General features: G+C 75.7%; 15 protein-coding genes. 6 read left to right on the top strand and 9 right to left on the bottom strand.

Annotation, left to right across the window (positions count from 1 at the left end):
* Window positions 1–233: 233 nt before the first annotated feature.
* The 3 genes from GQS52_RS25535 to fdhF are packed head-to-tail and all read left to right on the top strand — an operon-like array spanning window position 234 to window position 4734.
* Entirely contained in the window at window positions 234–1625 is a 1392-nt protein-coding gene (locus tag GQS52_RS25535) for an NAD(P)H-dependent oxidoreductase subunit E (protein WP_259370975.1), read from the top strand.
* Complete coding sequence (locus tag GQS52_RS28085) at window positions 1562–1954, top strand: NADH-ubiquinone oxidoreductase-F iron-sulfur binding region domain-containing protein (protein ID WP_259370974.1); 393 nt, start codon at window positions 1562–1564, stop codon at window positions 1952–1954. The genes GQS52_RS25535 and GQS52_RS28085 overlap by 64 nt, the downstream gene beginning before the upstream one ends.
* Entirely contained in the window at window positions 1951–4734 is a 2784-nt protein-coding gene (fdhF, locus tag GQS52_RS25530) for a formate dehydrogenase subunit alpha (protein ID WP_259370973.1), read from the top strand. Before GQS52_RS28085 ends, fdhF begins: the two co-directional genes overlap by 4 nt.
* A gap of 20 nt (window positions 4735–4754) precedes the next feature.
* Here the strand turns inward: fdhF and GQS52_RS25525 are convergent, their stop codons facing one another.
* On the bottom strand, window positions 4755–6098 hold the full coding sequence (locus GQS52_RS25525) for a nicotinate phosphoribosyltransferase (RefSeq protein WP_182315901.1): 1344 nt from the start codon (window positions 6096–6098) through the stop codon (window positions 4755–4757).
* 393 nt (window positions 6099–6491) lie between these two features.
* Between GQS52_RS25525 and GQS52_RS25520 the strand changes: the two genes are divergently transcribed.
* Together GQS52_RS25520 and GQS52_RS28285 are read left to right on the top strand one after the other, a co-directional pair.
* Window positions 6492–6944, top strand: a complete 453-nt coding sequence (locus tag GQS52_RS25520; RefSeq protein ID WP_182315899.1) for a hypothetical protein — start codon at window positions 6492–6494, stop codon at window positions 6942–6944.
* Between the two features lie 5 nt (window positions 6945–6949).
* Window positions 6950–9538: a tetratricopeptide repeat protein gene (locus GQS52_RS28285; protein WP_182315898.1), complete on the top strand. Its 2589-nt coding sequence runs from the start codon at window positions 6950–6952 to the stop codon at window positions 9536–9538.
* Here the strand turns inward: GQS52_RS28285 and GQS52_RS25510 are convergent.
* On the bottom strand, window positions 9492–10760 hold the full coding sequence (locus tag GQS52_RS25510) for a cytochrome P450 (RefSeq protein WP_182315896.1): 1269 nt from the start codon (window positions 10758–10760) through the stop codon (window positions 9492–9494). The two genes, GQS52_RS28285 and GQS52_RS25510, sit on opposite strands and share 47 nt — an antisense overlap.
* A 230-nt stretch (window positions 10761–10990) precedes the next feature.
* Here GQS52_RS25510 and GQS52_RS25505 point away from each other — a divergent pair, with 230 nt between their 5' ends.
* A complete protein-coding gene (locus tag GQS52_RS25505) occupies window positions 10991–11437 on the top strand; it encodes a YbhB/YbcL family Raf kinase inhibitor-like protein (RefSeq protein ID WP_182315894.1) in 447 nt (148 codons plus the stop codon).
* Window positions 11438–11446: 9 nt separating this feature from the next.
* Here GQS52_RS25505 and GQS52_RS25500 read toward each other — a convergent pair whose 3' ends face one another.
* The 7 genes from GQS52_RS25500 to GQS52_RS25470 form a co-directional block, all read right to left on the bottom strand.
* The gene (locus tag GQS52_RS25500; RefSeq protein ID WP_182315892.1) at window positions 11447–13186 is read right to left on the bottom strand and encodes a GAF domain-containing protein; all 1740 of its coding nucleotides are present in this window, start codon (window positions 13184–13186) and stop codon (window positions 11447–11449) included.
* A 110-nt stretch (window positions 13187–13296) separates the two neighbouring features.
* Window positions 13297–14295, bottom strand: a complete 999-nt coding sequence (locus GQS52_RS25495; protein WP_182315890.1) for a nitroreductase family protein — start codon at window positions 14293–14295, stop codon at window positions 13297–13299.
* A gap of 125 nt (window positions 14296–14420) precedes the next feature.
* On the bottom strand, window positions 14421–15155 hold the full coding sequence (gene narI, locus GQS52_RS25490) for a respiratory nitrate reductase subunit gamma (RefSeq protein WP_182315889.1): 735 nt from the start codon (window positions 15153–15155) through the stop codon (window positions 14421–14423).
* Entirely contained in the window at window positions 15152–15838 is a 687-nt protein-coding gene (gene narJ, locus GQS52_RS25485; protein ID WP_182315888.1) for a nitrate reductase molybdenum cofactor assembly chaperone, read from the bottom strand. The genes narI and narJ overlap by 4 nt, the downstream gene beginning before the upstream one ends.
* Window positions 15835–17574, bottom strand: coding sequence for a nitrate reductase subunit beta (gene narH / locus GQS52_RS25480; protein WP_182315887.1), 1740 nt, complete (start codon window positions 17572–17574; stop codon window positions 15835–15837). Before narH ends, narJ begins: the two co-directional genes overlap by 4 nt.
* A 1-nt stretch (window position 17575) precedes the next feature.
* Window positions 17576–21301 carry a nitrate reductase subunit alpha gene (locus GQS52_RS25475; protein WP_182315886.1) on the bottom strand — a complete coding sequence of 1242 codons (3726 nt, stop codon included), beginning with the start codon at window positions 21299–21301 and terminating at the stop codon, window positions 17576–17578.
* Window positions 21302–21643: 342 nt separating this feature from the next.
* Window positions 21644–22117: a hemerythrin domain-containing protein gene (locus tag GQS52_RS25470; protein ID WP_182315885.1), complete on the bottom strand. Its 474-nt coding sequence runs from the start codon at window positions 22115–22117 to the stop codon at window positions 21644–21646.
* Window positions 22118–22184: the final 67 nt, after the last annotated feature.

Raw genomic sequence — 22184 nt, 5'->3', positions numbered from 1 at the left:
TTCGGCCTCCGTGGTCGGCCGCCCGGCCGGGGCGGCCGGGCGGACGCCGTGCTGCGCCCCGAGGCGGTACCGCGGCGTTCCCGCCGCCGCACCCGTGCACGAACATGTCTCCTGCGCCCATTCTCCGGGTGCCCCGGGAGGGCCGCGACCGGGCGGAGGGGCCGGCCGGGACGGGCCCGGATGCGGGGCGGGCCCGGATGCGGGGCGGCGGGACCGGTCGCAGGCTGGATCCCATGGATCCCGCGGACTCGGCCGAACACTTCGACGCGCTGCGCGCCCTGGTCGGACGCAGCAGGGGCGCCGACGGCGTGCTGCTGGAGGCCCTGCGCCGGGCGCGGGCCCGCAGCACCGGCCCGACCGCCGCGTGGGCGCCCGCGGTGGCCGGGGCCCTGGGGCTGCCGGCGGCCGCCGGCCTCGGGCCGGCCGACTACTACGCGGACCTGGCCGCCCCGCACGGGCGCCGCCACGTGCGGGTGTGCACCGGGGCCGCGTGCTTCGCCGCGCGGGGCGGCCGGCCCCCGGACGGGGTCGAGGAGGCGCTGGGGGTCCGTACGGGCGCCGCGGCGGCGGACGGCTCGGTCTCGCTGCAGGCCGTGCGCTGCCTCGGCCACTGCTACGCGGCGCCCGCCTGCCTCGACGGCGGCACCGTGCTCACCGGGCCGGACCTGGCCGGGCGGCTCGCCGCGCAGGCCGCCGGGGGCGGCGGACGGCCCGCCGCACCGCCCGCGCCCGCCGCGCCGCCCGTGCCGGCCGCCGACGCCACCGGCGACCCGGCCCTGCTGGGCGGTGTCGTCGCCGGGGAGGCGGCATGGCAGGTGTGGCCGCGCACCGTCTCCTGCGGCACGCCGGAGCAGGTGCGGGCCGAGGTGTCGGTGGCCGGGCTGCGCGGGCGGGGCGGGGCCGGGTTCCCGGTGGCCGCCAAGTGGGCGGCGGCCGGCGGGTCGCCGGGGACCGTGGTGGTCGCCAACGGCGACGAGGGCGACCCCGGCTCCTACGCCGACCGGCTGCTGATGGAGTCCGACCCCGGGCGGGTCCTGGAGGGCCTGGCGCTGGCCTGCTTCGCCTGCGGTGCCCGCCGCGGCGTCGTGCTCGTCCGGTCGGAGTACCCGCGGGCGCTGGCCGCGATGCGCGAGCAGGTTCGGCGGGCGTACGCCGACGGGCACCTGGGCCGGGACGTCCACGGCAGCGGGACGGACCTGGACGTCGGGGTCGCCGAGGGCGCCGGGTCCTACGTGGCGGGCGAGGAGACCGCCCTGATCGCCGGGCTGGAGGGCGGCCGCGGGTGCGCCCGCCCGCGGCCGCCGTACCCGACGCGGGCCGGCCTGTGGGACGCCCCGACCGTGGTCAACAACGTCGAGACGCTGGCGGCGCTGCCCTGGATCGTGCGGCGCGGCGGCGCCGCCTGGGCCCGGCGGGGCGTGCCGGGCGAGCCCGGCACGAAGCTGGTCTGCCTGTCGGAGCGGTTCGCCCGGCCGGGCTGCTACGAGGTCGAACTGGGCACCCGCTGTCGCGGATCGTCCAGGACCTCGGCGGCGGGCCGCGGCCCGGCTCGGAGCCGGCCGTGGTGCAGGTCGGCGGGCCGCTGGGCGGCTTCCTGGCCGCCGACGACCTGGACGTGCCGCTGAGCGAGCGCGCACTGGCGGCCCGGGGCGCGGCCATGGGCCACGCGGGCCTGGTCGCCTTCGACCGGGACGTGGAGCCGCTGCGGGTGCTCCGGCATGTGTGGGAGTTCGCCGACGCCGAGAGCTGCGGGGCGTGCTCGCCCTGCCGGGTCGGCTCCCGCCGGGGCCTGGAGCACGCGGCGGCGGGCACGCCGCCGGGCCCGGAGTACGGGCGGATGCTGCGGCTGATGGCAGGCGCGAGCCTGTGCGCGTTCGGCCGCCGGGTCCCCGACGCGGTGCGCAGCCTCGCCCGCGCCTACGGGGACCGGCTCGCCGGCTGGGAGGGACGTTGACCCGGATCCGGATGGAGGTCGACGGCACCGCCGTCACGGTGGAGGAGGGCGCCTCGCTGCTGGCCGCGGCGCGCGCGGCCGGCATCGGCCTGCCGGCGCTGTGCCACGACGACCGGCTGACCCCGGCGGGGTCGTGCCGGACCTGCCTGGTTCGGGCCGACGGCCGGACGGTCGCGGCCTGCGTGACCCCGGCCGCGGCCGGGACGCGGGTGGAGACCGGGGGCGAGGAGCTGCACGGACTGCGCCGCGACGCCGTGGAGCTGATCGTGTCGGCCCTCCCGCCCCGGGCCCTGTCGCCCGGCCTGCCCGGCGGGCAGGAGCTGGCGCGGGTCTGCGGGGAACTGGGGATCGGCCCCGGGGCGGCCCGCGGCGCGGGCGGGCGGGGCCGGGACGACTCCCACCCGTACGTGCACCTGGACCGGGACCTGTGCATCGCCTGCGGCCGGTGCGTGCGCATGTGCGCCGAGGTCCAGGGCACCTTCGCCATCACCATGTCCGGCCGGGGCGCGGAGACGGTGGTCGCCCCCGGCACCGGCGGCGCGTGGGCCGACTCGGACTGCGTGGCCTGCGGCGGCTGCGTCGACACCTGCCCCAGCGGGGCGCTCACCGAGCCCGGGCAGGCCCTGGCCGCCGGACTGCTCACAGCCACCGGGGACGCCGGGGACGCCGGAATCCCCGGGACCGGACAGGCCGGCGGTACCGGGCAGTCCGCCGTCCCGGCCGGGCCCCGGCGGACGGTCACCCGCACCACCTGCGGCTACTGCGGGGTCGGCTGCGCCCTGGACGTCCACGCCGTCGACGGGCGGGTCACGGTGGTCTCCCCCGCCCCGGACGGCCCGGTCAACCGCGGGCACGCCTGCGCCAAGGGCCGCTTCGCCCACGGGTTCCTGACCTCCCCGGAGCGGATCGTCCGCCCCCTGCTGCGCCGCGGCGGCCGGCTGGAGCCGGCCGGCTGGGACGAGGCCGTCGAGCACGTCGCCCGCGGGCTGCGGGAGGCCGTGCGCGGGGGCGGCCCCGACAGCGTGGCGGCGATCTCCTCGGCCCGCGCCACCAACGAGGAGAACTACCTGCTGCAGAAGTTCATGAGGGTGGCGATCGGCACCAACAACGTCGACAACTGCTCCCGCCTGTGCCACGCCCCGTCGGCCGCGGGGCTCACCGCCTCCTTCGGGCTGCCCGGCGGCACCGACTCCTTCGACGACGTCGAGCGGGCCGACTGCCTGCTGGTGGTCGGCGCCAACCCCGTCGAGGCCCACCCGGTCGTCGGGGCGCGGCTGCTGCAGCGCGCCCTGCGCGGGGCGCGGCTGGTCGTCGCCGACCCGCGCAGGGTCGGACTGGCCCGCCACGCCGACGTGCACCTGCGGCCCCGGCCGGGCACCAACGTCGCCCTGTTCCACGGGCTCGCCCACGTGCTGGTCGCCGAGGGCCTGGTCGACGGCGACTTCCTGCGCCACCGGGCGTCCGGGGTGGAGGAGCTGACCGCGCTGCTCGCCGACCACCCGCCCGACCGCGTCGAGGGGATCACCGGGGTGCCGGCCGGCGACGTGGTCCGCGCCGCCCGGCTGTACGGGACCGCCGAGCGCCCGGCGATCCTGTACGGGCTCGGCGTCACCGAGCACCTGCACGGCACCGACGGGGTGCGTTCCCTGGCCAACCTGGCGATCCTGCGCGGGGCCGTCGGCACCGGGCGCGGCTTCGGGATCAGCCCGCTGCGCGGCCAGAACAACGTCCAGGGCGCCTCCGACATGGGGGCGCTGCCCGACGCGCTGCCCGGCAGCGGGAGGATCGCCGATCCGGCCGCGCGCCGGCGTGCCGGGCGGGTGTGGGGCGCGGAGGTCCCCGACCGCCCCGGGCTGCGCATCCCGCAGATGTTCGCCGCCGCGCGGGAGGGCCGGCTGCGGGCCCTGTGGGTGGTCGGGGAGGACGTGTGCGCCACCGACCCGGACTCCTCCCGGGTCGCCGAGGCGCTGGACGCCTGCCCGCTGGTCGTGTGCAGCGAGCTGTTCCTGTCGGAGACCGCCCGCCGCGCCGACGTCGTCCTGCCGGCCGCCGCCTGGCCGGAGAAGGACGGCACGTTCGTCAACTTCGACCGCCGCTTCCAGCGCGTGCGCCCCGCCGTCGCCGCCCCGCCGGGGGTGCGCAGCGACTTCGACGCCGTGCACGCCGTCGCCGCGGCGCTCGGCACCGACCTGGGCTGCCCCTCCCCCGCCGCCGCCCTGGACGAGTGCGCGCGCGTCGCGCCGCTGTTCGCCGGGATCTCCCACGGGCGGCTGGACCGGGAGGGGGCGGTGCACTGGCCGTGCCCGGACCCCGGCCGCCCGGGCACGGCCGCGCTGTACCGGGAGCGGTTCGCCACCCCCGACGGGCTCGCCCGCCTCGCGGCGCCCCCCTACCTGCCGCCCGGGGAGGAGCCGGACGACGAATACCCGCTGCTGCTGGTCACCGGGCGGCGCTGGCCCCACTACAACTCCGGCAGCATGACCCGGCGCACGGACAACCTGCGGATCGAGGACGCCGAACGGCTCGACCTGCACCCCGACGACGCCGCCCGCCTCGGCCTGCGCGACGGCGACCCGCTGACCGTCGAGAGCCGCCGCGGCCGGGCCGCGCTCACCGCCCGGACCAGCGGCGACGTGCCCCCGGGGCAGGTGTTCTGCGCCTTCCACTTCCCCTCGGGAGGGGTGAACAACCTCGTCTCCGACCGGGGCGACACCGTCACCTCCTGCCCGGAGTACAAGGTCGTCGCGGTGCGCCTGCGCCCGGGCCGCCCCGGTCCCTGACACCGGGCCCAAAGGGACGCTCACCGCTGCGGCGGGTGCCGCAGGACGGCGTCCTCGATCCGGTGCCGCACCGTCCGCGTCAGCTCGGCCAGGCGGTCGGAGACCACCGGGCGGGGGGGCCGGGGGCCGCGGACGCGCAGGGCCTCCTCCGGCAGCGCGGCCAGGTCGGCGGCGAGCCGCTCCCGCGCGGCGTCCAGCGTGTCCGGCGGGCCGGTGCGCCTGCCGTCGCGCATCACCGTCTCCAGCAGCGGGGAGCTCCCGGGCGGCGGCTCCTCGTCCCGCAGGGCGATCACGTCGGGGTGCCCGGGGCGGCGGTGGACCTGTTTGGGCGCGGGTGCGGTCACCTTCGCCGAGGACAGCTTCATCACCGGCCGGCCGTCGTACTCCACGAGCTTGTACGCCGAGTCCAGGTACGGCGCGTCGGCCGCGACGCCGACGCGGGTGCCGACCGCGAAGACGTCGATCGGCGCCCCGGCGCGCACCAGGTCGTCGACCCCGTACTCGTCCAGGCCGCCGCTGGCCACGATCCGCACCTGCTCCAGCCCCGCGTCGTCGAGGATCCGCCGGGCGCGCACCGCGAGGTCCGCCAGGTCGCCGCTGTCCAGCCGGACCGCGCACCCCTGTTCGAGCCCCAGCTCCCGCAGCACCCGCGCCGCCGTCCTCGTCCCGGCCTCGGTGTCGTAGGTGTCGACCAGGAGGGTCACCGGGCCGGGGTGGGCGCGGGCGAAGGCCCGGAAGGCCTCCTCCTCGCCGGGGAACGCCTCGATGTAGGAGTGGGCCATGGTGCCGGTGGCTGTGATGCCGTACGCGGCGGCCGCGGCGACGTTGCTCGTCGCGGCGAAGCCCGTCATCGCGCCGAGCCGGGCGGCCTGCATGCCGGCCTGGAGGCCGTGGGTGCGCCGCAGCGAGAAGTCCACCACCGGGCGGCCGGCCGCCGCGATCACGCAGCGCGCCGCCTTCGAGGCGACCGCGGTCTGGTGGCTGACCTGGTTGAGCAGGAACGTCTCCACCAGCTGCGCCTGGGGCAGCGGCGCGGTCACCTCCAGCAGGGGTTCGCCGGGCAGGACGACCCGGCCCTCGGGGACCGCCCGGACCTCCCCCTCGAACTCCAGGCCCAGCAGGGGCTCCAGGTCCCGCCGGGGCCGGTGCAGCGCGGCCGCGAAGTCGTCGACGTCCTCGGGGCCGATCCGGTAGCCGGCCAGGAAGTCCAGTGCGGGTTCGAGCCCCGCGGCGACCAGGAACCCCCGCCCGGGCGGCAGGTCGCGGGTGAACAGGCTGAAGACGGCCGGTGCGCGCATACCCTCCCGCAGGTACGACAGGGCCATCGTCACTTCGTACAGGTCGGTCGTGGTGGCGAGCGACATGGATGCCTCCTCCCGGCGGCCGGGCATCCGCTCCGTGCCCCGCCGCTGGGCGTCCCGCCCTTCCATGGTCGCCGCGCCGCTCCCGTCCGGGGAGGGCCGAAGGTCCCGGGGGCCGCCCCGGGACCGCCTGCCGAACACGCTCCTGCCCGGCCCGGGTCGACCGGAATGATCGCGGCGCGGCCGTCCTGCCGGATGGCCGGATGGCCGGATGGCCGGATGGCCGGATGGCCGGATGGCCGGATGGCCGGATGGCCGGATGGCCGGATGGCCGGATGGCCGGATGGCCGGATGGCCGGATGGCCGGATGGCGACGAAAGGCTTCTCGGCGGGCTGCGGCAGCCCGTATCGTGTCCGCTCCGGTGAGCAACCGATGTGCCGACGGGGTGATGCGGGATGGAGCCGATATCGACGGCGCTGCTGGCGGCGCTGGCCGGCGGCGCCGGTGGCGAGCTCGGGCGGCAGGCGTGGGCGTGGCTGGGCGCACTGGCGCGGACCCCGTTCCGGCGCAGCGCGGGCGATTCCCCCGATGCGCCGGAGCCGGGTTCCGGAGAGGCGGAGCTCGCCGGACTGGAGGAGACGCCGGACGATCCGGCGCGCGCTCACGCGCTGAGCACGGCCTTGGCGGTGCGGGCCGCGCTGGACGCGCAGTTCCGCGCCGAACTGCAGCGCTGGCACGAACAGGCGAAGCAGGCGCCCACCGGCGGGGGGGACGTCCGCAACACGATCGGCAACGGCACTTTCTCCGCCCCCGTGCTGCAGGGCCGGGACTTCACCGGCATCTCGTTCACGAGCCCGCACCCGCCGCCGGACACGCCCGGCACCGGCGCACCGTCGACACGGGGCTGAGCGGCATGGCCGGGGCGGACGCCGGCGGGCGGGACGGCGCGGGCGGGGCGGTGTCGAACACGGTCAACGGCGGTGTGTTCTTCCACGCCGTGATCCAGGGCCGGGACATCACCGTGCGGTTGCCGCCGCAGGTCACTCCGGCGCTGTCCGGGCTCCCCCCGGCGTCCGCCGCCTTCACCGGCCGTGAGGAGCAGGTGGAGGCGTTGCTCGCGGGCCTCGCGCCCGGCACGGAGCAGCGGAAGGCGCCGCCGGTGGCGGCGGTGGCGGGGCTGGCCGGGGTCGGCAAGACCGAGCTGGTCGTGCAGACGGCCACCCGGGCGTTGAAGGAGCCGGGCTGGTTTCCCGGCGGCGTGCTGTTCGTCGACCTGTTCGGCTACGACAGCGAACGCCGGCTGTCCCCGGGCCACGCCCTGGACGGCCTGTTACGGGCTCTGGGAATGCCCGGCGAGCACATCCCCGACGGCCTGCAGGACCGTGCGCGGCTCTACCGCAGCGTGCTGGCCGCGTTCGCGGAGCAGGGGCGACGGATACTGGTCGTCGTCGACAACGCCTCCGACGAGGAGCAGGCCCGTCCGCTGCTGCCCGCGGACGGCACCACCGCGGCTCTGCTCACCTCCCGTCACACCCTGGACGTCGGCGCCCGCCTGCACGACCTCGACGTCCTCGACGCGCGGTCCTCCGTCGAGTTGCTCGAGCAGGCCCTGCACAACGCCCTCGGCCCCGGCGACACCCGTGTGCGGGACGAGCCGGAGCACGCGCAGGCCGTCGCCCGGCTCTGCGCCGGCCTGCCGCTGGCCCTGCGCATCGCGGCCGCCCTGCTCGCCGACGTCCCCGGGCGGCCGTTGGCCTCCCTGGCGCGGGCCCTCGAGGCGGAGCACCGCCGACTGGACCGGCTCCGCCGGGAGGAGCGCGCGGTGCGCGCCGCCTTCGACCTCTCCCACGACCGCCTCGGCCACCGGCACGCCCGCCTGTTCCGGCTGCTGTCGCTCAACCCCGGTGACGACCTCTCCACCGAAGCCGCCGCCGGCCTCGCCGACGGCGACCTGTACGAGGTGGAGGAACTCCTTCAGGACCTGGCCCGCGCCCACCTGCTCGAACCCGCACACGTCTGGGGCCGCTGGCGGCTGCACGACCTCGTGCGCCTGTACGCCGACGAGAAGGGACGCCTCCACGCCGGCAGCGACGAACGCGACGCCGCACGCACCCGCCTCTTCGTCCACTACCGGACCACCGCGGAGGCCGCCGGCACCCACCTGGACGCGGCACGCGGCACCGCCTCGACCCGTTTCCCGGACCGCGACGGCGCGCTGGCCTGGCTGGACGACGAACGCTCCAACCTCGTTGCCACCGTCACCGCGGCACCGCGGTTCGGCCTCGGGGAAACCGGCCTCGACCTCGCGGACGCCCTCAGCCGGTACCTCCACGACCGCCATGCCTTCGACGACTGGGTGACCGTCACGACGACGGCCCTGGCCGTCTGCCGCGAGTCCGGCGACCGCCGCGGCGAGGCGGCGGCGCTGAACCAGCTCGGTCTCGCCCTCGCCGGGTTGCGGCGGTTCGGCGAGGCCGCCGACGCCCACGACGAGGCCGCAACCGTCCACCGCGGCACGGGGGACCGCAACGGTGAAGCAGGGGCGCTGACGAATCTCGGCAGCGCGCTGACCGAGCTGCGGCGGTTCGACGACGCCGTCGACGTCCTTTCCCGGGCGGCCGCCGTTTTCCGCGGGACCGGCGACGTTCAGGGTGAAGGGGGTGCGCTCGGCAACCTCGGCAACGTCCTGACCAAGCTGCGGCGGTTCGACGACGCCCTGAAAGCCCATTCCCGGGCGGTCGCCGTTCTCCGCGGGACCGGCGACCGCCGGCATGCGGGCCTCGCGCTGAACAACCTCGGCGGCGTCCTGACCGAGGTGCGGCAGTTCGACCTGGCCCTCAAGGCCCATACGGCGGCTGTCGCCGTCTACCGCACCCTCGGTGACCGCCACGGTGAGGCGATCTCGCTCAACAACCTCGGCCGGGCCCTGGTCGGGCTGCGGCGGTTCGACCAAGCCGTCGATTTCCACACCGAAGCCGCCGCGATCTACCGTGGGACCGGCGATCTCCACCGAGAAGGCCTTGCGCTGGACAACCTCGGCCTGGCCCTGGTCGAGCTGGGACGGTTCGACGAGGCCGTCGACGCCCACACCCGGGCCGCCGCTGTTTTCGGCGAGACCGGTGACCGCCACAGTGAAGGCCGGGCCCTGAACAACCTCGGCCGGCCCCTGGGCGAGGTGGGGCGGTTGAGCGAGGCCGTCGACGCCCACACCCGGGCCGTCACCGTCTACCGCGATCTCCGCGACCGCCACGGTGAGGGCCTGGCCCTGCACAACCTCGGCGCCACTCTGTCGAAGGCGGGACGGTTCGAGGAGGCCGTCGACGCCCAGCGGAAGGCGCTCGCCGCCTTCCGGGAAACCGGCGACAGTCACCTCGAGGGCCTGGCCCTGCACAACCTGCGCGGCGCCCTGCGCCGCGAGGGACGGTCGGGGCGGTCGGGGCGGTCGGGAGGCAGGGTCAGGAGGCAGCCGGGCGGCGGCCCGCGGGCGGACGGACGGCGGTGAGGACGAAGCCGCTGCGCGGGCGCGTCGGGACGCGGCGCAGCGGGATCCGCAGGTCCTGCGGCGGCACGTCGTACTCCAGCCGGGCCAGCCGCACCGCCAGGGTCCGCAGGAGGGAGACGGTGACGTCCTCGCCCGGGCAGCGGTGGCCGGTGCGCGGGTCGCCGCCGCCCTGCGGGACCAGTTCGTCGCGGCCGGGGGCCCGGCCCAGGAAGCGTCCGGGGTCGAAGCGGTACGGCTCGTCCCACAGGGCGTCGTCGTGGTTCTGCCCGTACAGGTCCAGGAGGACGAGCGAGCGGGCGGGGATCCGTTCGCCGCGCCACGACAGGTCCCGCGACGCCAGGCCGCCGACGAACGGCGCGAACGGGTAGAAGCGGCGCACCTCGTGGGCGAACGCCTCCGCGTACGCGGTGTCGCCGCCGCGCAGCGGCCCGCGGTGCTGCGGCCACCGGTGCAGGGCGTGCGCGGCGAAGGCTGTGAACCAGCAGACCGCGACGGTGGGGCGCAGGACGTTGAGCAGCTCCACCGCGGCGGGGTGCGGGGCCAGCGGCTCGCCGTCGGCGTCGCGGTGGCGGGCCACCGCGTCCACCGCCGACCCCTGCGGCACGGGGGCCGTGCCGTCGCGCACGGCCCCCACCAGGCGCGCCAGCCGCCTCTCGTGCCGTCCGCGCGCCCGGCGGGCGCGCCAGTGGCGCGGGCCGAGGGTCGCGAAGCCGTCGACCATGGCCACCAGGTCGCGGGCCGTGCCCCGGGCCGCGTCCTCCTCCAGGGGCACGCCGGCCCACCGGCACACCCCCCGGGTGAGCACCCGGGCCGCCTCGTCGAACAGCACCACCTGCCGGCGGTCCGGCCACGAGGCGGCCGCCTCGTCCCACGCCCCGGCGACGCTCTCCGTCAGGGCGGCGACGTTCCCGGGGTCGGTGAGCAGGGCAGTGAACATCGCCTTGCGGACGCGGTGCGCCTCGCCGTCGAGGGTGTGCACCGCGCCGTGCCCGAACAGCGTGCCCCGCACCGCCTCGGGGAGGGCGCCGTGCCGGTGCACGTGCCGTTCGTCGTAGAAGAACCGCACCGCCTCCGGGCCGCGCAGGGCCGTCGTGCGCCGGCCCGTCACCCGGGCCCGCACCGCTGGGCCCGCGGTGCGGCGCCGGCGGTCGGGCAGCCAGGCGTAGCCTTCGGCCAGCAGGGACAGGGTGCTGTCCGGCAGGGGGCGGTGCTGTTCGCTCATGGATGCGCGCGTGCCCCCGGCCCGTGCGCCGAAACTGGCGGGCGGGGCCGCCGGAGGGGGCTGCGGGCCGGGCTGCCCGCGCCGGACGGCCCGCCCGTCGCGCACTTCTCCCCGGGGGTGACCGGGGTGCGGGGCGGAGGCCGCCGCCGTCCGCTGCTCCATCCGCGTGCTTCCGCCGCACGGCGGCGGCCGCTCCGCATGCACGCCGGTCGCAGGGGTACCCGGGCCGCATGAGCGGTATCGAGCTGAAGAGCTCCGCGTTCGCGGACCACGACATCGTCCCCCGGCGGTACTCCAAGGACGGGGACGACGTCTCGCCGCCGCTGACCTGGTCCGGGATCCCCGACGGCACCGCCGAGCTGGTGCTGGTGTGCGAGGACCCCGACGCGCCCTCGGGAGACTTCCTGCACTGGCTGGTGACCGGCATCTCCCCCGACAGCGACGGGGTGGCCGCGGGCGGGACCCCGGCCGGCGGAACGCCCCGGCGCAACGGCTACGGCGACACGGGCTGGGGCGGGCCCCGGCCCCCCGCGGGCGACCCGGCGCACCGCTACTTCTTCCGCCTGTACGCCCTGCCCGAGCCGCTGCCGCGGGACGTGCCGGAGAAGGAGATCCGCAGCCGCGCCGCGCACCTCGCCACCGCCTCCGGCACCCTCGTCGGCCTGTACCAGCGCTGACCGGCGGGGTCAGCAGGGCCGCTCCAGGGGGACGCGCCAGACGAGGACGGTGCCGCCGCCGGGCGGGGCGGACAGCTCCAGCGAGCCGCCGAGCCGCTCGGCCCGCTCGGCGAGGTTGCGCAGGCCGCTGCGGCGGCCTCCGGGGCGGATTCCGACCCCGTCGTCGGCGACGGTGAGCACCGCCTCCGAGCCGGTCGTGCCCAGGATGACCTCCGCGCGGGAGGCGTGCGCGTGCCGGGCGACGTTGGTCAGGGCCTCGCCGAGGACCGCCACCATGTGGTCGGCGACCTCCTCGGGGACCTCCGCGTCGAGCACGCCCTCCATGCTCAGGCTCGGGGCGAAGCCCAGCGGGCCGGCGGCGGCCCCGGCCGCCCGGACGACGCGGGCGCGCAGGTCGTGCTCCTCCTCGCCCGCTCCCGGCGGCGTGCCGAAGACGGTCGCCCGGATGATGCCGATGGTCTCGTCCAGGTCGCCGACGGCGCGCAGCACCCGCTCCGACGCGGTGCCGTCGTCGATGAAGCGCGCCGCGCTCTGCAGCGTCATGCCGGTCGCGAAGATCCGCTGGACGGCCAGGTCGTGCAGGTCCCGGGCGATCCGGTCGCGTTCCTCCAGCAGGGCGACCTGCTCGGCGGCGTGCTGCCGTTCGGCCAGTTCCATCGCCACCGCCGCCTGGCCCGCGAAGCCCAGCAGGGGCTCGGTGTCCGGTCCGGTGAAGTCCGGCTGGCCGAGGGCGCGGGCCAGGAAGAGGACTCCGCGCACTCCGGTGGTCGTCCCGACGGGCACCGCCACCGCCGGGCCCAGTTCGGCGAACCGCGGGGGCCCCGCGGAGACCCGTGCGTCGCGGGAGACGTCCGGGCTGGTGACCGGCACGCCCCCGCGGAACGCCGCACCGCTGAGGCTGCCGCCCACCGGCATCACCAGGCCGCGGTGCTTGTCCGCCTCCCGGCCGATGGCCAGCTCCACCGCCAGGTTCTCGCCGTCGCCCACGGGCAGCGCGACGACGGCCAGGTCGGCGCCGGTGATCTCCCGGGCGTGCTCGGCGATCAGGGCGAGCACCTCGGCGTGCGGGCTGCCGGACAGCAGGCTGTGGGTGACCTGCGTGGTCGCCCGCAGCCAGCGTTCGCGCCTCCTGGACTCCTCGTACAGACGGGCGTTGTCGATCGCCACGCCGGCGGCCACGGCCAGGGTCAGCAGCACCGCCTCGTCCTCGGCGTCGAACTGCGCCCCGCCGCGCTTCTCCGTGAGGTAGAGGTTGCCGAAGACCTGGTCGCGCACCCGCAGCGGTGCGCCGAGGAAGGTGCGCATCGGCGGGTGGCCGGGCGGGAAGCCGTGGGAGACGGGGTGCGCGGACAGTTCGGCCAGCCGCAGCGGCTCGGGGTTGCGGACCAGTTCGCCCAGGGTGCCGTGGCCCGACGGGTAGGGGCCTATGGCGGCGATCTCCTCGTCGGTCAGTCCCACGGTCAGGAACTGCACGATCCGCTGCCCGCCCGGGCCGTCCGGGCCGTCCGGGCCGAGCACGCCCAGGGCCGCGTACTCGGCGTCGACCAGCGTCGCGGCCGCCTCGACGATGCGTTGCAGCACCTGCTCCAGGTCCAGTTCGCTGCCGACCGACAGCACGGCCTCCAGCAGGCTGTGCAGCCGGTCCCAGGTGCCGCGCGCCGTGTCGATCCGGCTCTGCAACTCCTCGAGGAGGTCGTCCAGCCTCAGTTGCGGCAGCCGCACCTGGCTGCTCTCCTCGGTGCTCCCCACCGTCTGCTCCCTCCCCCCGTCCCTGCCGTGCACCGCCCCGCGCCCGCCGGCGCGGGGCGCACTCACCGCGCCGTGCGGGCGGCGCGCCGTCCGCACGGCACGCCGTTCGCTCAGCGTGCCGCGCGGTCCTCCACCTCCAGGACCTCCGAGACCGGGCGGCGGGGCGTCGCGGGGCCGGGCGGGCCGTAGCCGACGCGCAGCACCATCTGGACGTGGGCCGGCCCTCCCTCGGGGTCGCGCAGGGCCCAGCGCAGGTCCTGCCACTCCATGGCCTGGTGGAGCAGGGACGCGCGCAGCCCGTGGAGCGTGGCCACCAGCAGCACGCGCTCCAGTGCCTGCCCGGCGCGGAGCCAGTCGGCGGGCGTGTCGCCGACGGTGGACAGGGTGGCCAGGCCCGGGAGGGGCTCGAAGCGGGCGGGCGGGACGACGGGGGCGACGGGCGCCCCGGTGAAATTGCGCATCGGCACGTGGGCCTCCGCGTCCATCGGGCCCAGCGCGGCGGCGGGGAGGCCGTCCCGTGCGTCGTCGCCCTCCCGCCGCAGCCAGTGCCGCACCTCCTCGCGGCGCGCGGGGTCGCTGCTGTTGCGCCGCTCGGCCTCGTCGGTCAGGTCCATCACCCGGCGCATCCCGTCCTCCTCCAGGGGGAGCAGGACCGCGCCCTCGGCCGCGGCGGCCTCCATCAGCTCCCCGAGCGCCGTCTCGGGCACGTCCCGGTTGGTGTACGGCAGCCGGCTGGAGCGGCGTTCCCGGATCGCCGGGAAGAGGTCGCGGCCGTAGGGGGTGCGGGTCGGGGCCGGTCCGGTGACCTCCACCTCGGCCGCCAGCATCGGGTCGTCCGGGTCCGGCAGGAGCCGGACCTCCGTTTCGAGGCCCAGGTGGGCCGCGGCCACCCGGACGTTGAACAGCGCGGCCCCCACGGACATGTACAGCGTGCGGCCCCGGGGGTCCGCGACCGGCAGCGTCCGCTCCGGGTCCGCGTACACCCGCAGGACGCGGCTGCCGGCGGCCGTGCGGAACCTCCACGGCTGCATGTTGTGCACCGAGGGCGCGGCGAGCCCTGCCTCGACGAGGGTCTCCAGCTGTTCCCGGGTCAACGCCGGAACGGTCATCGCGCGCCTCCTGGTGGGGGTCTGTCGGCTCACTGGCAACAGTAGGAACACCCGACACGGATCCGGCAGGGCCGATCGGCCCTGACCTGCCCGTCCGTGGTCCCCGAAGGGACGGTCGGGAGGTCTCAGGTGCGTTCCCAGCCGCGGCGGGGGGCGTGGGCGCCCAGTTGCACGTCCCTGCTGCGGTAGACGATGTAGGGGCGGGTGAGGTAGCCCACGGGCGCGGTGAGCATGTGGACCAGCCGGGTGAACGGCCACAGGGCGAACAGCACGAGGGCGCTGAGCGCGTGCAGTTGGAAGAGCACCGGCGCGCCGGCCATCAGGGCGGGGTCGGGCCGCAGGTAGAAGACCGACCGGAACCAGGGGGAGATGGTGGCCCGGTAGTCGTACCCCCCTCCGGCGATGTTGGCGGCCACCGTGGCGGCCAGTCCGAGGACGATCACCAGGGTCAGCACCGCGTACATCAGCTTGTCGTTGGCCGTGGTGGCGCTGAACACGGGGCCGACGGTGCGCCGGCGGTAGATCAGGACGGCCAGCCCGCCGAGGGTGCACACGCCGGCGACCGTGCCCAGGGCGACGGCCGTCACGTGGTAGGCGTGCTCCGTGATCCCCGCCGCCGCGGTCCAGCTCGCGGGCACCAGCAGGCCCATCACGTGGCCGACGAGCACCACCAGGATCCCGAAGTGGAACACGGGGCTGCCGATCCGCAGCAGCCGCGACTCGTACAGCTGGGAGGAGCGGGTGGTCCAGCCGAACTTGTCGTAGCGGTAGCGCCACACGTGGCCCAGCACGAAGGTGACGAGCGCCACGTAGGGCAGGATCACCCACAGGACCGTGCCGAGTGCGCCGGGCGGGGTCATCGGCGGCCTCCTGACGGGTGGGGGGCGGGTTGCGGGGGCGCGTACGGGTCCAGGCCGACCTGCTCCTCCGGCGGGCCCTGTGCGGCGAGCGCGGCGACGGCCCCGCGTTCGTCTCCTCCCAGCGGGGGCAGTGTCGCCGACACCGATTCGAGGACGTCGGCCCACGCCGAGCGTTCGTCGCGCAGCGCCAGGCGCAGCACCTCCAGGCCGGCGCGGTGCTCCAGCAGCAGCCGCCGTCCGGCCGCGGGGTCGCCGGTGGCGGCGAACTCCAGGACCACGGCGAGGTGGTCGGGCAGTTCGTCGTCGGGCGGCCGCAGGCCGGCGGCGGCGTAGGTCTGCTTCAGGCGCAGCAGGGCGACGCCGCGCCTGCGGGTGTCCCCGTGGGCGTAGTAGGTCAGGTAGGGGCAGCAGCGTTTGCGGTGGTCGAAGGTGGCGACGTAGTCGGCGGCCAGTTCCGGCAGGGGGGTGCGGGCGAGGTGGTCCAGGAAGCGGTCCAGGGGCCGGCCGGCGGGTGCGGGCAGGGCTGCGGCGGCCCGGCGGGCCAGCGGGGCGTGCCGCAGCAGCTGTTCGTCGGGGTAGGCCAGCAGGAGGGACTGGGTCTGCCAGGCGACGGGGTGCCAGGCTTCCGCGGTGTCCGCGGCCCGGCGCCCGGCGGCCGGGCGTTTGACGGCTGGGCGTTTCACGGCTGGGGCTCGCTCTCCTGGCCGGGGTCGTGGGAGTCGGTGTCGCGGGGATCGGCGTCGTGGTGGCGCTCGGGCGGGAAGAGGCCCTCGGGGCGGCCCTTGCCGTCCCAGTTGAGGAGGTTGACCCGGGCCGCCTTGTCGTCGGGTGCGGCGAGGGTGTCGGAGGTCTGCCGGGTCTGCAGCATCCGGAAGTTCTCCACCGCGATCGGCGAGGTGCCCCCCGAGGACTCCCCGAAGGGGCCGCTGCCCCCCATGCCGGGGCCGCCCTCGCGGTCGAGGCTGCACTCGGTGGCCAGTTCCTCCAGCCGGTGGGCCTGTTCGGCGTGGGCGGGCGGGATGACGTAGCGCTCGTCGTACTTGGCCAGGGCCAGCAGCCGGTACATGTCGTACATCTGCTCGCCGGCCATCCCGACGCCGGCGGGGATCGACTCGTCCGGTTCGCGGCCGAGGTTGATGTCGCGCATGTAGCTGCGCATGGCGGCCAGCCGGCGCAGCACGGCGTCGACCGGGGCGGGGTCGCCGGCGGTGAACAGCTGCGCGAGGTAGTCGACGGGGATGCGCAGGGCGTCGACGGCGGCGAAGAGGTTGTCCCGGTCCTCCGCGTCGTGGCCGGTGTCGCGGACGGCGTCGACCACCGGTGACAGCGGCGGCACGTACCAGACCATGGGCATGGTGCGGTACTCCGGGTGCAGGGGCAGGGCCACCTTGTAGGTGTTGATCAGGGCGTGGACCGGGGAGCGCTGCGCGGCCTCGATCCAGTCCCGGGGGATGCCCTCCCGCTCGGCGGCGGCGACCACCCGCGGGTCGTTCGGGTCGAGGAGGACCTGCCGCTGCGCCTCGTACAGGTCGGTGTCGTCGGGGACGGACGCGGCCTCGAGCACCCGGTCGGCGTCGTAGAGCACCAGGCCGATGTAGCGCAGCCGGCCCACGCAGGTCTCCGAGCACACGGTGGGGATGCCGACCTCGACGCGGGGGAAGCAGAAGGTGCACTTCTCGGCCTTGCCGGTGCGGTGGTTGAAGTAGACCTTCTTGTACGGGCATCCGGAGACGCACATCCGCCAGCCGCGGCAGCGGTCCTGGTCGACCAGGACGATGCCGTCCTCGGTGCGCTTGTAGATCGCCCCGGAGGGGCAGGAGGCGGCGCAGGACGGGTTGAGGCAGTGCTCGCAGATGCGCGGCAGGTAGAACATGAAGGTCTGCTCGAACTCGAACTTCACCTTCTCCGCGACGCCGGCCAGCAGCACGTCCTTGTCGCCGTGGTCGGGGGACCCGCCGAGGTCGTCGTCCCAATTGGCCGACCAGGAGATCTTCATGTCCTTGCCGGTGATCAGGGACTTGGGGCGGGCGACGGGGCTGTGCTCCTGCAGCGGCGCGTCGGTCAGCGTCTCGTAGTCGTACGTCCACGGTTCGTAGTAGTCGTCGAGCGCGGGCAGCTTGGGGTTGGAGAAGATGCTCAGGAGCTTCTTGAACCGGCCCCCGGCCTTGAGCGCCAGGCGTCCGCGCCGGTTGAGCCCCCAGCCGCCGCGCCAGGTGTCCTGGTCCTCGTACCGGCGCGGGTATCCCTGGCCGGGGCGGGTCTCGACGTTGTTGAACCACACGTACTCGACGCCGCTGCGGTTGGTCCACGCCTGCTTGCAGGTGACCGAGCAGGTGTGGCAGCCGATGCACTTGTCGAGGTTCATCACCATGGCCATCTGGGCCATGACCCGGCCGACGGGCGCTTCGCTGCGGGGCATGTCAGTACGTCACCTCCTGGGAGCGGCGGCGCACGACCGTGACCTCGTCGCGCTGGTTGCCGGTGGGGCCGAGGTAGTTGAAGGCGAACGACAGCTGGGCGTAGCCGCCGATCAGGTGGCTGGGCTTGACCAGCAGGCGGGTCAGGGAGTTGTGGATGCCGCCGCGGCGCCCGGTGGTCTCGCTGCGGGGGACGTCGATGAGGCGGTCCTGGGCGTGGTGCATGTAGACGGTGCCCTCGGGCATCCGGTGGGACACCACGGCGCGGGCGACGACGACGCCGTTGCGGTTGACCGCCTCGATCCAGTCGTTGTCGTGGACGCCGATCTTCTCCGCGTCCTCCTTGCTCATCCAGATCGTCGGCCCGCCGCGGGAGAGGGAGAGCATGAACAGGTTGTCCTGGTACTCGGAGTGGATGGACCACTTGTTGTGCGGCGTGAGGTAGCGCACCGTGATGCCGAGTCCGCCGTGCTCCCCGAGTTCGGGCTCGCCGAAGAGGGCGTGCATGTTCAGCGGCGGCCGGTAGACCGGCAGCTGCTCGCCGAGTTCGGCCATCCAGTCGTGGTCGAGGAAGAAGTGCTGCCGTCCGGTGAGGGTGTGCCAGGGCTTGAGCCGCTCGACGTTGACGGTGAACGGGGAGTAGCGGCGCCCGCCGGACTCCGAGCCGGACCACTCCGGGGAGGTGATCACCGGCACGGGGCCGGCCTGGGTGTCGGCGAAGGCGACCTGCTTGCCCTCGTGCTCGGCGGCCAGGTCCGCCAGTTCGGTGCCGGTGCGCTTCTCCAGGGTGCGGAACCCCTGGACGGCCAGCCTGCCGTTGGTGGTGCCGGACAGGGCGAGGATCGCCTCGCAGGCCTGCGCGTCCCGGGCGATCGAGGGGCGGCCGTCGGCGGGTCCGCCGCGGACCGTGCCGTTCTTGTGCCGCAGGTACTCCAGTTCCCGCCCGACGTCGAACGTGACGCCCTTGGTGGTGGCGCCCAGGGTGTCCAGCAGGGGGCCGAGGGCGGTCATCCTCTCCGCCACGGCCGGGTAGTCGCGTTCGACGGTCACCAGTTTGGGCATGGTCCGTCCCGGTACCGGTTCGCACTCGCCGGCCCTCCAGTCCAGGACGCGGCCGTGCGGGGTCGCCATCTCGTCGGGGGTGTCGTGCAGCAGGGGCGCGGCCACCACGTCCTTGACCTTCCCGAGGTGGCGGGCGGCCTGGCGGCTGAACTCCTTCGCGATCGTGTTGAAGGCGTCCCAGTCGGTGCGGGTCTGCCACGGCGGCGGGATGGCCGGGTTGAAGGCGTGCACGAAGGGGTGCATGTCCGTGCTGGACAGGTCGTGCTTCTCGTACCAGGTGGCGGCCGGCAGGACGATGTCGGAGCAGAGGGTGGAGCTGGTCATCCGGAAGTCGAGGGTGAGCAGCAGGTCGAGCTTGCCCGTGGGGGCCTGCTCGCGCCAGACCACGTCGCGGGGGCGCGCGTGCGGAGGCGCCTCGGTGGCGCTGACCGAGGAGCCCGTGCCGAGCAGGTGCTTGAGGAAGTACTCGTTGCCCTTGGCGGAGGAGCCGAGCAGGTTGGCCCGCCACATCGTCAGCACGCGGGGGAAGTTGGCCGGGTCGTCCGGGTCCTCGGCGGCGAAGCGCAGGCGGCCGGCCTTCAGCTCGTCGACGACGTACTCCCCCGTGTCGCGGCCGGAGGCCGCGGCTTCCTCGGCGAGGGCGACCGGGTTGCGGTCGAAGGTCGGGTAGGAGGGCATCCAGCCCATGCGGGCGGACTGCGCGACGACGTCGGCCGTGGTCATGCCCGCGAACGCACCGGTGGAGGAGGCCGCGGCGAGGGTGTCGGCGCCGAAGTGGTCGTAGCGGAACTGGTCGGTGTGCAGGTACCAGTAGGCGGTCTGGATCATCTGCCGGGCCGGGCGGTTCCAGTCCGCGGCCGTGGCCAGGGCCGAGTAGCCGGTGATCGGGCGGACCTTCTCCTGCCCGACGTAGTGCGCCCAGCCCCCTCCGTTGACGCCCTGGCAGCCGGTGATCGTGGTCAGGGTCAGCAGGGCCCGGTAGATGGTGTCGGCGTGGAACCAGTGGTTGGCGCCGGCCCCCATGACGATCATGGAGCGGCCGCCGGACTCCTCGGCGTTGGCGGCGAACTCGCGGGCGATCCGGGCCGCCCTGTCCGCCGGGATCCCGGTGATCGCGGCCTGCCAGGCCGGGGTGTACGGCTGGTCCGGGTCGTCGTAGCCGGCGGGCCACTGCCCGGGCAGGCCCTCGCGGCCCACCCCGTACTGGGCCAGCAGCAGGTCGAAGACGGTGGTGACCAGCTGCCCGGCGACGCGGCGGACGGGGACGCCGCGCCGCACCGCGCCGGCCGACCCGTCCGGGGCGTCGAACCGGGGCAGTTCCACCTCCACCGGGGCCTCGCCGCCGTCCGCGGCGGTCAGCAGCGGGTCGACGCCGCCGAGGTCGAGGTTCCACTTCCCGGCGCCGGACTCGCCCCACCGGTGGCCGAGGGAGCCGCCGGGCACCACCGGCCGCCCGTCGGCGGCGTCCAGCAGGACGGTCTTGAACGCCGCGTTCTCCGCCCCGGCCTCCTGCCCGCCCAGGTCGGCGGCGGTCAGGAACCGGCCGGGCGCGTACGGGGCGTCCGGCCCCTCGCCGAGCCGCCGGAGGGTGACCAGGAACGGCAGGTCGGTGTAGCGCTTGACGTAGTCGGCGAAGCGGGGGGTCCGCCGGTCGACGAAGAACTCCTTGAGGACGACGTGCCCCATCGCCATCGCCAGCGCGCCGTCGGTGCCCGGCTGCGCGGGCAGCCACTCGTCGGCGAACTTGACGTTGTCGGCGTAGTCCGGGGCGACGGCGACCACCTTCTGCCCCCGGTAGCGGGCCTCCGCCATCCAGTGGGCGTCCGGGGTGCGGGTCACCGGCAGGTTGGAGCCCCACATGATCAGATAGCCGGCGTCCCACCAGTCGCCGGACTCGGGCACGTCCGTCTGGTCCCCGAAGACCTGCGGGGAGGCCACGGGCAGGTCGGCGTACCAGTCGTAGAACGACAGCATCGCCCCGCCGAGCAGCGAGTAGAACCGCGCCCCGGCCGCGTGGGAGACCATCGACATCGCCGGGATCGGCGAGAAGCCGGCCAGTCGGTCCGGGCCGTACTCCTTGATGGTGTGCACGTGCGCGGCGGCGATCATCTCCGCGGCCTCGTCCCAGCCGGCCCGCACCAGCCCGCCCCTGCCGCGGGCCTCCTTGTAGCGGCGGGCCCGCTCCGGGTCGGAGACCACGTCCGCCCAGGCCAGCACCGGGTCGCCGAGCCGGGCCCTGGCCTCCCGGTACATCTGGAGCAGCACCCCGCGCACGTACGGGTACCGCACCCGGGTGGGCGAGTAGGTGTACCAGGAGAACGCCGCGCCGCGCGGGCAGCCGCGCGGCTCGTACTCGGGGCGGTCGGGGCCGACGGACGGGTAGTCGGTCTGTTGGGCCTCCCAGGTGATGATGCCGTCCTTGACGTACACCTTCCACGAGCACGAGCCGGTGCAGTTGACCCCGTGGGTGGAGCGCACCACCTTGTCGTGGGACCAGCGGTCCCGGTAGAACTCGTCGGCGGCCCGGCCGCCGATCCGGTACAGGGCCCGCCGGTCCCCGGAGACCTCGGCCCGGGTGAAGAACCGGCGGGTGCCCACCAGGGCGTCCGCCAGCCCGCCGTCCGGGCCGGGCCGCCGCGCCTCCGCGGCCGGTCCCTCTTTCCTCATGTTCGCCACACGGCACCACTCCCGATCACGGGCCCGCACCCCAGGTGGTCCGGTCAGTCCGGTTTTGTCACCAAACCAACGCCACATCGTGCCCTCGCGCAAGGCGGGAGGCGCGTGTTTCCGGGGCGTCCGGGACAGCCTGCGTCCGGCGTCGCCTGCCCGGAGCGGGGCGGGCGACACGTACGGAACGCGGGGGCCCGCCGCCGGGAGGGGCCGCGTCCGGCGGCGGGGCCGACCCGGTGACGCGGTCGCGTCGCGGGAACCGCGGTGGGTCTGCGGCCGGGTCGCGGCCCGACCGCGGCCCGGCTGCGGACGGGCCGGGCCGGGTCGGGGCGGTGGCGGTCAGGCGCCGGTGCGGGCGAGGCGCGTGCCGACACGGGCCCGGACGGCCTCGACCGCCTCCCACTCCTCGGGCCCCAGGGCCGACAGGGCAGCGGGGAAGACCCCGTCCTGCTCCTTGAGGATGTGCTCGCGCAGCACCTCCAGCACCTCCTGGAGCCGCTGCGGCCAGGAAGGGTCGGCCGGCACGGCGTCGGACGCCTCTCCGAGCACGGCCTCGATGCGGCGGTGCTCGGCCTCCAGCGCCTCGATGTGCCCGGGGAACTCCTCCGCGAGCGCCGGGAACAGGCCCTCCTCCTCGACCCGGGTGTGCGGGGCCAGGACCTCGGCGATGCGCCGGGCGGCCCCGGCCATCGCCGGCACGTCGCCGTCCCGGCGGGCCGCCCGCACGTCACCGATCAGGTTGACGACCGCGTCGTGCTCGCGGGTCAACTCCCCGACGGCCTCCAGGGACTGGCAGCCGCAGTACTCGCACATGTCCTCACTCCTCGCTCCGTTGCCCGTACCGTCCCCCGGCCGTCCTCCCCCGGCCGTTCCCCGCCTC

Origin of the sequence: Streptomyces sp. SCUT-3 (genome assembly GCF_014083985.1) — a bacterium.
In the GTDB taxonomy this organism is placed as follows: domain Bacteria; phylum Actinomycetota; class Actinomycetes; order Streptomycetales; family Streptomycetaceae; genus Streptomyces_H; species Streptomyces_H thermolineatus.
Note: the sequence above shows the minus strand (reverse complement) of the source record. Positions and strands in the feature narration are given on the sequence as shown.